General features: G+C 70.7%; 8 protein-coding genes. 7 read left to right on the top strand and 1 reads right to left on the bottom strand.

From position 1 onward, the window contains the following. Positions 1-26 precede the first annotated feature (26 nt). Genes HHX31_RS27575 through HHX31_RS35835 form a run of 4 tightly spaced genes read left to right on the top strand, consistent with a single transcriptional unit; the run spans position 27 to position 4,282 of the window. On the top strand, positions 27-1,124 hold the full coding sequence (locus HHX31_RS27575) for a DUF1972 domain-containing protein (protein ID WP_211590404.1): 1,098 nt from the start codon (positions 27-29) through the stop codon (positions 1,122-1,124). Continuing rightward, positions 1,097-2,368, top strand: coding sequence for a hypothetical protein (locus HHX31_RS27570; protein WP_211590403.1), 1,272 nt, complete (start codon positions 1,097-1,099; stop codon positions 2,366-2,368). Before HHX31_RS27575 ends, HHX31_RS27570 begins: the two co-directional genes overlap by 28 nt. Further along, a complete protein-coding gene (locus HHX31_RS27565) occupies positions 2,343-3,350 on the top strand; it encodes a hypothetical protein (RefSeq protein ID WP_169951630.1) in 1,008 nt (335 codons plus the stop codon). The genes HHX31_RS27570 and HHX31_RS27565 overlap by 26 nt, the downstream gene beginning before the upstream one ends. Continuing rightward, positions 3,347-4,282, top strand: a complete 936-nt coding sequence (locus HHX31_RS35835; protein WP_169951629.1) for a phosphotransferase — start codon at positions 3,347-3,349, stop codon at positions 4,280-4,282. Before HHX31_RS27565 ends, HHX31_RS35835 begins: the two co-directional genes overlap by 4 nt. Before the next feature lie 18 nt (positions 4,283-4,300). Here the strand turns inward: HHX31_RS35835 and HHX31_RS27555 are convergent, their stop codons facing one another. Further along, positions 4,301-5,137, bottom strand: a complete 837-nt coding sequence (locus tag HHX31_RS27555) for a sulfotransferase (protein WP_169951627.1) — start codon at positions 5,135-5,137, stop codon at positions 4,301-4,303. A 153-nt stretch (positions 5,138-5,290) separates the two neighbouring features. On the opposite strand from HHX31_RS27555, the gene HHX31_RS27550 reads away from it, so the two are divergent. The 3 genes from HHX31_RS27550 (at position 5,291) to HHX31_RS35345 (ending at position 12,606) form a co-directional block, all read left to right on the top strand. Continuing rightward, a complete protein-coding gene (locus tag HHX31_RS27550; RefSeq protein ID WP_169951625.1) occupies positions 5,291-6,559 on the top strand; it encodes an O-antigen ligase in 1,269 nt (422 codons plus the stop codon). A gap of 70 nt (positions 6,560-6,629) precedes the next feature. Beyond that, entirely contained in the window at positions 6,630-8,282 is a 1,653-nt protein-coding gene (locus HHX31_RS27545; protein WP_169951623.1) for a right-handed parallel beta-helix repeat-containing protein, read from the top strand. 121 nt (positions 8,283-8,403) lie between these two features. After that, positions 8,404-12,606: a LamG-like jellyroll fold domain-containing protein gene (locus HHX31_RS35345; RefSeq protein ID WP_169951621.1), complete on the top strand. Its 4,203-nt coding sequence runs from the start codon at positions 8,404-8,406 to the stop codon at positions 12,604-12,606. Positions 12,607-12,666 lie beyond the last annotated feature (60 nt).

Genomic DNA, 12,666 nt, shown 5'->3' with positions numbered 1-12,666 from the left:
GCGGCCATGACTCTATGGAGGGCCGGTTGCGGATCGCGATGATCGGCACGAGAGGGGTCCCCGCTCGATACGGCGGGTTCGAAACGGCGGTGGAGGAGATAGGCCGGCGCCTGGCCGACGCGGGACACGAGGTGCGGGTCTACTGCCGTTCAGGCGGTGAGCGGACGCGGGAGTACCGGGGAATGCGCCTGGTCCACCTGCCGGCCGTCCGGCACAAGGTGCTCGAAACCCTCAGCCACACGGCCCTGTCGGTCGGACACCTGCTCGGGCGGCGCACCGACGTGGCGCTGGTGTTCAACGCCGCCAACGCGCCGTTGCTGCCCCTCGTACGGGCGGCCCGCATCCCCGTCGCAACCCACGTCGACGGCCTGGAGTGGAAACGCGCGAAGTGGAACGGCGCCGGCCGCAGGTACTACCTCCTCGCCGAACGCCTCGCGGTGCGCTGGTCCGACGAGATCATCGCGGACGCCAAGGGCATCCAGGACTACTACCGGGAACGTTACAAAACCTCGAGCATCATGATCCCGTACGGCGCCCCGATCCAGGAGACCACCGACGAGGAGGTGCTGCGCGCCGCCGGATACGAGCCCGGCCGCTACCACCTCGTGGTCGCCAGGTTCGAGCCGGAGAACCACGTCGACCTCATCGTCGAGGGCTACGTGAAGAGCGGCGCGACCTACCCCCTGGTGGTCGTCGGGTCGGCGCCGTACGCCGCGGAGTACACGCGCGGGATCGAGCGCCTGGCCGAGACCGACCCCCGGGTGACGCTGACCGGGGGAATCTGGGACCAGCGCCTGCTCGACGCGCTGTACGCGGGGGCCGCGACCTACCTGCACGGCCACTCCGTCGGCGGCACGAACCCGTCGCTGCTGCGGGCCATGGGCGCAGGAGCCCCAGTGGTCGCCTACGACGTGAACTTCAACCGGGAGGTGCTCGGCGAGAGCGGCGAGTTCTTCGCCGACCCCGCGTCGCTGGCCGCGGCCGTCGAGGCCGCGGAGGCCGACCCGGCGAGGGGAAGGGCCAGGGGCGACGCCGCCCGTGAGCGGGCCCGCACCGAGTACACCTGGGACGACGTGGCCGCCCGCTACGAGGTCCTGTGCCGCGACCTGCTCGCGAAGCGGTAGCGGTGCGGCGGATCCTCGGGGCCGGCGGCGCCGTGCTCGCCCAGGTCATCACGGCGGTCGGCAGCCTGCTCCTCCAACTGGTCGCCGCCCGCGAACTGGGCGCATCCGGCTTCGCGGCCTTCACCCTGCTCAACGGGGCGCTCGTGGTGATGGCGACCCTGCACACGGCCTGGGTGGGCGACTCCCTGACCGTGCTCGACCGCTTCGACCCCCGGGTGCGGGCGGGCCTGTTCGTCTCGCTGCTGGGCACGCTCGCCCTGGGCGCGGTCGCGGGAACGATCCTGGCGCTCGTCTTCGGCGCGCTGCCCGGCGTCCGGGCGATGCTGTTCGGACTTCTCGTGGTGGTCTGGCTGGCCGAGGACACCGGCCGGCGGCTGCTCGCCGCGCGGATGGAGTTCGGCCGGCTGGCGGGCAACGACGGCCTGCACCTCCTGACCACGTGCGTCGTGCTGGCGGTCGTGCACGTGACGGCCGGGATCACCCTGGAATGGCTGCTCGTGGCCATGGCCGCGGGCTGCGTGCTGTCGACCTGCCTGGTGCTGCTGCGGACACCGCGCGAGGAACTGGCGCTGCCCTCGCTCAGGGGCGCCGACGTGCGCGGCGTCGCCGTCTTCGCCGGGTGGCGGGCGGCCCAGGCGGTGCTGCGGCCCACGACGCTGCTGCTCGCCAGGGTCGCCATCGCGGCCCTCGTCTCCAGCACCGCCCTCGCCGCCACCGAGGCGGCCCGCCTGCTGCTCGCCCCCACCCTCACGCTCATCAACGGGGTCGGCAGCTTCCTGCTGCCGCGCATGGTCAGGCTCAGGGAGGCCGGCCAACCGCTGCGGGCACGGCTCGCGCTCACGGCGTCGGTCACGCTGACCGCCGTCTCCGCGGTCAGCGCGCTCGTGGCGGTGCTGCTCACCGGGCCGCTCGAACACCTCATCACGGCAGGCCGGTTCGACATCGAGCCGGTGACGGTCGCCGGGTGGGGCGCCTACTGCGTCAGCATCGCGGCCACGATGCCGGTGAGCCTGCTCGCCACCGCGTACCGCCATTCGCGGCTGGTCTTCAACGTACGGCTGATCGAGTCGGTCGTCGGACTCGCCGTACTGGTCGTCATGCTCCTGTGGCGGCCCGATCTCGTCGGCCTCGCCCCCTTCTACATCGGCACCGGCGGAGTGGCCACCTCCGTCGTCCTGGTGATCCGCCTGCACACCCTCCGATCGGAAACCGGTCCTCATGTCGCTGTCAAAGCTGATCGTTAGCTTCGCCGCCGCCCTCATCGCCGTCCCCTGGACGGGCTCGGCAACGGGCTTGTCATCGGGTGCGGAGGAGGAACCGCGGACCATTCCCGCGTCGGCGTGGAAGACCGCGTTCTCCTGGAACGATCCCGCGATCGACGAGTCCAGCGGGCTCTACGCCAGCGCGTTGCACGAGGGCGTGGTGTGGACGGTCAACGACGGCGAGGGGCCGGTCCGGTTGTTCGCCGCGGGTCCCGACGGGCGCACCCGGGCGGTCGTCACCCTGGCGGGAGTCACCGGCGTAGACACCGAGGCGCTCGGCGGCGCGGTGGACGAGGACGGAGCCTCCTGGATCTACGTGGGGGACATCGGCGGCGTCCCGAAGCCCCGGCCGGACGGCATCCTGGTGCACCGCTTCGCCGAGCCCGACACCCTGGTCACCCAGGCGGTCCCCTCGACGACGTACCGGCTGGTCTATCCGGACGGCCAGCACGACGCGGAGGCCCTGCTCGTCGACCCGAACACCAGGCAGCTCTACGTGGTGACCAAGAGCGACCAGGGCGGCGACCTGTACTCCGCCCCGCTCGCGCTTTCCGCCGAGGGCACGAACCCGCTCACCCACGTCGCGAAGATCCCGCAGGTGGTGAGTGACGGGCTCATCACGGCGAAGGGCGCCGTCGTCCTCCGCGGCTACAACAAGATCCGCGTGTGGGACAAGCCCGGCGGGCAGGTGAGCTGGGTCATCGACCTGCCCCAGCAGCCTCAGGGCGAGGGGCTGGCGCTCTCGGCGGACGGTTCCGCGCTGCTCATCTCGTCGGAGCAGCCTTCGACCCCCGTCCACCGTCTCGACCTGCCGGAGGAGTTGCGCGCGGAACCCCCGTGGGCGTCGCCCAGGGCGCCGCGCTGGATGTGGGCCGCGGGTGGCGGTGGCGGGCTCGCCGTCGTGCTTCTGGCGGGCGTGCTCCTCAGGGCGCGACGACGCCGGGGAGCAGGCCTGGCATCGTGAACGGACGGCACCTGGCGTTTCCCCCCGGCCGCGGCAACATCCTGATCCCCACCGGTGACCGCCGCTCCGCCCGGGCAGGGCTGTCGCTCGTGACGCTGTCGAAGCCGGTGCCGCTCGCGATGCAACGGGCGCTGCACGTGGCGGTCGGGGCGCTCGGCCCGTGGGTGCTTCCCGGCAGGCGCACGACCTGGCGGCCGCCGCTCGACGAGGAGAGCTGGTCGCAGGTCTCGGCCCAGGTCACGGCGCTCACGGGTCCCTTCGACGGGATGGCGGGTTATCTGCGTCCCCAGGCGTCGCGGGCCGGCGGCGCCGCGCTGCTGCTCTTGCGCGGGGGGCGGCCCCTGGGCTTCCTCAAGGTGCGCGAGTCACCGGCGGAGCTGACCAGGGAGTCGGCGGCACTGGCGGCGTTCACCACGGGTCCGGCCGGTGAGCCGGGCGGGGACACCGGGCTCGGCTTCCGCGTCCCCCGCGTGCTGGGGACGGGATCGGCCGGCTCGCTCTGGTGGCTGCTGCTGTCACCCATGGAACCGGTGCCCGCCCGGCCCGTGCCCGGCGTCGCGGTCTCGGGCCTGGCGAGCGGGATCAGCGAGGCTCTGGGCAGGGGCCTGACGCGGCCGGACGACGTCCCCTCGCACTGGGCGCCGATGCACGGGGACCTCACGCCGTGGAATCTCCGGCTCACCCGGGGGCGGGTGCCCTGGCTCATCGACTGGGAGGACGCCGGGTACGGCCCGCCGCACGCCGACGAGGTGTACTTCCTCGCCACCCGGATCGCCGTGTACGGCGGCGGCCCGCCTTCGCGTCCGGGGGACTCCTACACCGAGGCCGCGGGATACTGGCACGATCGGGTCAGCCGCCGGGGACAGGACGACCATGAGCTGACCCGGCGGCTGCTGTCCGCGCTGAAGCTGCTGGGAGCCGCGCGGGATTAGGGAGCCCTCGCCACGGCCTCAGGCGGCCCAGTCGGGGAAACTCCGGCCGAGCAGCTTCTCGAGGGCCTCGTTGTGCGGGGCGAAGTGGTCGGTGAGCCTCTTCCTCACCGCGGGCGCCAGTTCGGCCTTCGGCGCCGGGTTCCACACTTTCCCGGCGCCGGGCAGCGGCGCGGAGGGCAGGCCGAGGAACGCCGCGATCTCGTCGCAGACACGCTGCTGGTCCCGGTAGAACTCCTCGCTCGTGACCACGTGGACGCGGTCCGCGGGATACAGATCGAGCCAGCGGCGCAACGCCCCGGCGTACTCGCTCTGCGCGACGTACGACTGCTGTTCGTGGGCGTAGCTGCGATACGAGGGATCCGCGATGATCCGCTGCTCCTCGCCTCCGGTCCGCTCGGCCTCGGCCTCCAGCGCCTCCTCGAAGGAGAGCGACTCGGCGCCGGCCCTGACCCGCTCGCGGTAGTGCGAGAACGTGCGCTCGACCGGGTCGCGCAGGATCAGCAGGATGCGCGCGCCGGGGACGTCCTGGTGGGCGCGCCGGGCGGCCAGGGGGTGATGGAGGTAGTAGGGAGACCCCTCGCCCGTGATCACCGGACCGCCGGCGCGCCGGGCCGCGCGCGTACGGGCGGCTCTGCTCGGGAGGTGGGACCGGTACCAGCGCAGGCCCTTGTCGTAATTGCTGTCGAAGAAGTGAATGCCCTTCGTATGGTTGGCTTTCGGCAGCAGGTCCGCCGACGGGAAGAGAGGGATGACTCGCGGGTGCTCGAGTAGCGCGTAGTACAGCGAGGTCGAACCGCCGCGTTTGGCGCCGATGAGCAGGAAGTCGGGGTCGGGTCGTGTTCGCGCCGTCGCCATTCCGTACGCCCGGAATGCTTTACGTCCTATATCGAGAACGGATTCCGGTAACATCTCCCGTGCACCCATATGTCGCGATTCCCTCGTTCGGTACGGTGTTCACAAGTATTCTGGTCGAGGCCAGTGCGCTCGTGTCCAGTACGAGGAGAGCGAATGTCGAAGGCGCGCCGCCGCCGGCTCCGGTCGGAGTGGTGGCCCGTGGTGCTCCCCCTCACGCTCATTCTGGCCAGCGAGTACAAACTCCGCTCCCGCAGCGGGAACCAGGCCATCTCGGGCGGCGTGGACGCGGTCATCCTGCTGGAGATCGGTCTCTACGGGGTGGTCGCCCTCTACCTCTACCGGCGGTTCGGCATCAGACCGCCGCGCAGACGGGCGCCCGCGCCGTTGCTGCTGGGCTGGGCCTTCGCGAGCTACTCCCTGTTGTCGGCGCTGTGGTCGCCGTTCGCCCAGTTCGCCCTGGTCCGGGGCGTACAGATGATGATCACCGCGGCGGTCTGCCACGTCGTTGCCACGCGGGCCGAGCGCGACGACCTGTACCGGCTCGCGCATGCCTTCGTCGTCCTCGTTCTGTGCTCGGTGGGGTTCGGGCTGGCCATGCCGCTCCAGCGCACCCCGTTGACCGTCGACCGGTTCAACTGGCTGTACGTCCATCCCGTCTCGGCCGGCATCTTCCTCGGCATCGCGTTGCTGCTGACCGTGGCCTTCGCGCTGCCGGGCGGGCTGCCGCGCCGCTGGCCGCTCTCGGCGTACCTGGTGACGATCCTCGTCCTGGCGGCGGCGCTGATCGCGACGGGAACGCGGGGCGCGGCGGGCGCCTGCGCGGCGGGGGTCCTCGCGCTGGTGGTGATCGCCAGGGGCGCGAGGGGCCGCGCGGAACTGCTGATGATCGGGGTGCCGTCCGCGATCGTGGTCGGGCTGCTGTTCACCGACAGCCTGCTCTCCTTCGCCACCCGAGGAGAGAGCGTCGAGCAACTGGAGACGCTGAACTCGCGCACCGACCTGTGGACGCTCGCGCTGGACGCCTTCGCGGACCAGCCGATCTTCGGAAACGGGCTGTCGGCCGCGCGCGGCCTCTTCCTCGACGAGATCGGCCTCGGCGGCGGCCACAACGCGTTCGTCAACGCCCTCGTCGAGGGCGGCGCGGTCGGGGTGACCCTGTTCTGCACGCTGCTGATCGTCCTCGCCACCGTCAACGTCGGGCTGAGCAGGTTGCCGGCGCGGCGCGCCGACGCGGCGCTGCTGGTCGGCCTGGTGCTGTTCTTCGCGGTGGACGGACTGACGGCGGAGATGTCCGCCGCCCCCGCGAACGTCGCGTCGGTGTGGTTGTTCATGGTCATCGCCTGGACCGTGATCATGATGGACCACTCCGGCTACCGGGCCCGCCGGGCGCCGGCCGCGACGGAGCGGGCCAAGGCGCCATAGCGGTCTTGTCGTTTTCCTTGCCGCGGTAGTGGAGTTGGTGTTTGGTGAACCACGAGGGGAGGGGCGCCGCATGAGAGTCGTCGCCGTAGTGGTATCGCTCGTCACCGCGGCCGGGGCCGTGGCCACGCTGCCGGCGGCAGCGGCGGTGGAGGGCTGGCGTACGGCGGGCCCGCTGCCCATCGGCACGGCGGCCTACCCCGTGCCCGCCGGGGCCTTCTTCGTCTCCCCCCAGGGAGACGACGCCGCGAACGGCAGCGGCACGACGCCCTGGCGCACCGTGGGCCGCGCCGTGAAGGCGGCCCCCGCCGGCGCGACCATCGTGCTGCGCGGCGGCGTCTACCACGAGTCGGTCGAGGTGTACGGCAAGCGCCTCACCATTCAGGCGTACCCCCGCGAGGCCGTGTGGTTCGACGGCACGGAATCCGTGACCGGCTGGGTCAGGGACGGGTCGATCTGGCGCAGGGACGGCTGGACCGTCCGATTCGACAACACCGACCCGACGGCGGGCGGCGGCCCCGCCTGGCACATGGTGGGCGCGGACAACCCGGTGGCGAACTGGCCCGACCAGGTCTTCGTGGACGGGCGGCAGCAGCGGCAGGTGGCGGGCAGGGACCAGGTGGTGCCGGGCACGTTCGCGGTCGACTACAACCGCGGCACGCTCTATCTCGGCTCCGATCCCGCCGGGCACGACGTGCGGGCGACGACGCTGACGGAGGCGCTCTACCTCAACACGGCGCACGGCTCGGCGGTCCTCGGCATCGGCTTCCGCCGGTACGCGACGCCGATCAAGCGGGTCGCCGCGGTGAAGGGGTTCGCCGACGACCTGCGGTTCGAGAACGACGTCTTCGCCGACACGGCGCTCGCCGGGCTCAGCATCAAGGGCGCACGGATCACGGTGCGGCACAACGCCTTCGTGCGCAACGGCCAGCTCGGGCTGCACGGGCACCGCACCCAGGGGGCGGTCGTGACCGGCAACCTGATGGAGGGCAACAACTGGGAACGCTTCGAGCAGGCGCCCGTCTCCGGCGGCATGAAGATCACGACGTCGTCGGCGATCCAGGTGATCGGCAACCGTTCCCAGCGCAACCGCGGGCCGGGTCTGTGGCTCGACGAGTCGGTGTCCGACGCCGTGATCGCCCGCAACCTCGCCTGGGAGAACACGGGGCACGGCATCGACTACGAGATCTCGGCGCGCGCGCTCCTCGTGGGGAACTTCGCGGCCGACAACGGCAGGAACGGGTTGTACGTCAACGAGTCGAGCGACGTCCGCCTGTGGAACAACACGGCGCTGCGCAACGGCGAGTCACAGATCAACATCATCGACGGCGCGCGGGAGCAGGCCGACCAGAACATGCCGTGGAACGTCTCCGGGGTCGAGGTGCGCAACAACGTGCTCCAGGGGGGCGGTGCCGGGCCGCAGATCTCGGTGCAGGACCTGACCGGCAGGCGCACGGCCGCGCAGATGGCCACGCTGGACTACAACGTCTATATCCGCATGGGAGAGAAGCGCGAGTCGCTCATCAAGTGGGTTGATCGGTCGCGGGGTGGCGGTACCTATACGAGCCTGACCGGAATTCAGGCGCAAATAGAACGTAACGGTCGGGAGATTCCGGCAGAAAACGCCCAATCCGGTCTTTCTGCTGGTGCGGCACTGCCCTCGGACGTCGCGGGCTGGCTCGGCGCGCAGGCGGGCGCGCGCAATGTGGCCGGTGCCCCTTACTAGACCTAAGTGTGATCGCATTGGAATCAATCGGGTAATAAATCGACGGTCGTCATTAGATCGTTCCATTACGATCTATTTCGTAACGCAGCCCATAAGGGCGCACGGGACGAAGTAGGTACAAGTGCGTTCCAAATTACCCCTGTTAAAGCGCTCTGCGCTCGCACTCCTCATCGTCGCCGGATTCGGTCTCGCCCAAGGCGGGGTCGCCGCGGCCGACATCGACCCCGAACCCGGCGTACCCGAGACCGTGACGGCCGACGCGCTGCCCACGTGGCAGATCAACGGCGTCGTGTGGAAACAGGCCACGGTCGGCAACACGGTCTACGCCGTTGGCAGCTTCTCCAAGGCCAGGCCGCCCGGCACGAGTCCCGGCGACCCTCAGGAGGTCAACCGCGCCAACATCCTCGCGTACGACATCACGACGGGGAACCTGCTGCCGTTCAACCACACCCTGAACGCGCAGGCCCGCGCGATCGCCGTCTCCCCGGACGGCTCGCGGATCTACGTCGGCGGCGAGTTCACCACCGTCGACGGGGTGGCACGCAACCGCATCGTCGCCTTCAACACCGCCACCGGGGCGGTCGACACCGCCTTCAACGCGTCGATCTCCAGCACCGTGTGGGCCATCTCGGTCTCCGACACCACCGTCTACGCAGGCGGCAACTTCTTCAACGCCAACAACCGCTCGCGTAACCGCGCCGCGGCCTTCGCTCGGAGCAACGGCGCCCTGCAGGACTGGGCGATCGAACCGGACGACGAGATCCGCGCCCTGCTGGTGGCCCCGGACCAGAGCCGGGTGATCGTGGGCGGCAAGTTCCAGAACTTCAACGGGGAGGCGCGCGTCGGCGTCACCGCCGTCGACCCGATCACCGGCGCCTCGCTGCCGTGGAGCAGCCGCCCCACGCCCACCGCCCTCGACAGCAACAGGTTCTCCTACGTGGACGACCTCGTCACCGACGGCACCGTGGTGTACGGCGCCAACGACGGTGAGGGCGGGCACTGGTTCGACGGACGGTGGGCGGCCGACCCCACCACCGGCGACCTCATCTGGCTCGACAACTGCTACGGCGCGACGTACGGCATCTTCGTGACGGGTCAGGTGCTCTACAGCGTCGGGCACGCGCACGACTGCAGTTCCCTCGGCGCGTTCCCCGAGACCAACCCGACGACGTGGCACCGGGCGCTGGCCGAGACGACGTACCCGGTCGGCACCGACAAGGCCCCGCCGGGCTCGAACAGCAACTACAGCGGTCAGCCCGTGCCTGGCCTGCTGCACTGGTTCCCCTCGATCAACGCCGGCAGCTACACCGGCATGTACCAGGGCGGCTGGTCGCTCACCGGCAACTCGCAGTACCTGTCGATGGGCGGCGAGTTCACCAACGTCAACGGCAACCCGCAGCAGGGTCTCACCCGGTTCGCGATCAAGTCGCTCGCGCCGAAGAAGGCCGCGCCGATCCCCGGCCCCGACCTGACCCCGACCGTTGTCTCCTTCCGCGAGGGCACGGCCAGGGTGAGCTGGAAGGCGACCTGGGACCAGGACCACGAGAAGCTGAACTACGAGATCCTGCGGGACGGCAGCAGCACGCCGATCGCGACCGTCACCGCCAAGTCGAACTTCTGGACGCTGCCCGCGCTGGGCTTCAACGACACCGGCCTCGAACCGGGCTCCACGCACACCTACCGGATCCGGGCGAGGGACCCGCAGGGCAACGCGGTCGGCAGCAGCACCTCGGCGCCCGTCACCATCGCGGGCTCGGGCGGGTCCAGCGCCTACCCCGACGCCGTGCTCGCCGACAACCCGGCGAGCTACTGGCGGCTCGGTGAGCCCAGCGGCGCCACCGCGTACGACTACGCGGCGTTCAACGACGTCAGCCAGAAGAGCGGGGTGACGTACGGCACGGCCGGGGCCGTCAACGGCGACACGGACACGGCCTCCCACTTCGACGGCACGACGAGCGGCTTCGGGGTGACCCAGTCGCAGACGCCCGCGACGCCGAGCTTCACCGTCGAGACCTGGGTCAAGACGACCAGCAACAGAGGCGGCAAGATCATCGGCTACGGCAACGCGGCCACCGGCAACAGCAGCAGCTACGACCGGCACGTCTACATGGACAACGCCGGGCGGATCTTCTTCGGCGTCTACCCCGGCGCCGTACGCACGGTCAACTCAGGGCCCGGCTTCAACGACGGCAACTGGCACCACATCGCGGCCAGCCTCAGCGAGACCGCCGGCATGACCCTCTACGTCGACGGCCGCCGCGTCGCCCAGTCCGCCGCGACCACCAGCGCCCAGCAGTACACCGGCTACTGGCGCATCGGCGGCGATAACCTGAGCGGCTGGCCGAACCAGCCGACGAGCGCCTACCTCAACGGCGACATCGACGAGGTGGCGATCTATCCCTCGGCCCTGCCGCAGGACAAGGTCATCGACCACTACGTGGCCAGCGGCAGGACCAGCCCCATCCCGCCCGCCCCCGCCGACCCGTACGGCAAGGCCGTCTACAACGACGAGCCGGTGCTCTACTGGCGGCTGAACGAGACGAGCGGCCCGGCGGCCGCCGACTCGGGCAAGAGCGGCGTCACGGGCAACTACACCGCGAGCGGCGTGAGCTACGGCCAGACCGGCGCGCTCGTCGGCACGACGGACAAGGCGGTGTCGGTCAACAACGGCGGGATCGCCTCGTCGACGACGTTCGCCAACCCGACGACCTACTCCGAGGAGCTGTGGTTCAACACGACCACGAACCGCGGCGGCAAGCTGATCGGGCTGGGCGCGTCCGCCACCGGCAACAGCTCCAACTATGACCGCCACGTCTACATGCGGAACGACGGCAAGCTCGTCTTCGGCACGTACACGGGCAGCATCAACACGATCACCACGACCGGCTCCTACAACAACGGCCAGTGGCACCACATGGTGGCGACCCAGGGCCCCGACGGCATGAAGCTGTACGTGGACGGCGCGCTCGTCGGCACCAACCCGCAGACGGGCGCCGAGAGCTTCACCGGTTACTGGAGGGTCGGCGGGGACAGCCTCAGCTCCTGGCCGAACCAGCCGACCAGCAACTACCTCAACGGCCAGATCGACGAGGTGGCCGTCTACAACTCCGTGCTCACCGAGACGCAGGTCGCCACGCACTGGCAGAAGGGCTCGGGCAACGGGCCGCCGAACCAGCCGCCCACCGCGTCCTACACGGTGAACTGTCCCGCGCTCGAGTGCTCGTTCGACGCCGGGGCGTCCGCCGACAGCGACGGTTCGGTCGTCTCGTACGCCTGGGACTTCGGCGACGGCACCACGGGCACCGGGAAGACGCCGACGCACACCTACCCGGCCGCGGGCGACTACCCGGTCACGCTGACGGTCACCGACGACGCGAACGCGACGGGCATACGCGCCGACGTGGTCACCGCGCAGGCGCCGGCCAACCCGCCCGCCACGCTGGCGTCGGACGCCTTCGGGCGCGGGGTCTCCGGCGGGCTCGGCTCGGCCGACACCGGCGGGTCGTACTCGCTCTCCGGCGCGGCCTCCTCGTTCGCGGTGGACGGCAACGCGGCGAAGATCACGCTGCCCTCGACCAGCGCGAACCGGCGGGCGTACCTGAACGGCGTGTCCAGCACGATGACGGACACCACGTTCTCCTTCACCACCGACAAGCCGGGAACCGGCAACGGCATCTACATCTGGGCCGTCGGGCGCGGGGTGAGCGGTCAGGGCGACTACCGGGCCCGGGTGCGGCTGCTGTCGTCCAACGGGGTCGGTCTGTCCGTCAGCCGCACCGACTCGGCCAACGCGGAGACGATCCTCGGCTCCGAGCAGACGGTGGCCGGTCTCACCTACAGCGCCGGAACCGTGCTGAAGGTCCGGGTTCAGGTGTCCGGGACGTCTCCGACGACCGTCCAGGCGAAGGTCTGGCGGGCGACGGACGCCGAACCCGGCTCCTGGCAGGTGACCGCGACCGACTCGACGGCCGCGCTGCAGACGGCGGGCGGCGTCGGGTTCGGGGCGTTCCTGTCCGGGACGGCGACGAACGCGCCGGTCGTCGCCACGGTGGACGACCTGGTCGCGACCAGCACGGCCGCGGCGCCGACCGCTGCGTTCACGCCCAACTGCACCGGGCTGACCTGCACGGTGGACGCCTCGGCGTCGACCGCCGGCTCCGCGCCCATCTCCACCTACACATGGAGCTACGGCGATGGTGTGGTGGAGACGGGACAGACCGCGTCGCACACCTTCGCCCAGCCGGGCACCTACCGGATCACGTTGACCGTGACCGGATCCGACAACCGCACGAGCGTCACCACCCAGACGGTGGACGTCTCCTGAGATGAGCAGGAAGGCCCCGCCGGCGACGGCGGGGCCTTCCTCCCACCCCCGACCCCCGAC

It is taken from the genome of Microbispora sp. H11081, assembly GCF_012999535.1.
Taxonomy (GTDB): Bacteria; Actinomycetota; Actinomycetes; order Streptosporangiales; family Streptosporangiaceae; genus Microbispora.
This window is presented reverse-complemented; position numbering and strand designations above follow the sequence as displayed.

What these genes read in the sequence shown, in the direction of transcription:
- HHX31_RS27565 (WP_169951630.1), top strand. Translation starts at nt 2,343, where the DNA reads ATGTCGCTGTCAAAGCTGATCGTTAGCTTCGCCGCCGCCCTCATCGCC.
- HHX31_RS27550 (WP_169951625.1), top strand. Translation starts at nt 5,291, where the DNA reads ATGTCGAAGGCGCGCCGCCGCCGGCTCCGGTCGGAGTGGTGGCCCGTG.
- HHX31_RS27555 (WP_169951627.1), bottom strand. Translation starts at nt 5,137, where the DNA reads ATGGCGACGGCGCGAACACGACCCGACCCCGACTTCCTGCTCATCGGC.
- HHX31_RS27545 (WP_169951623.1), top strand. Translation starts at nt 6,630, where the DNA reads ATGAGAGTCGTCGCCGTAGTGGTATCGCTCGTCACCGCGGCCGGGGCC.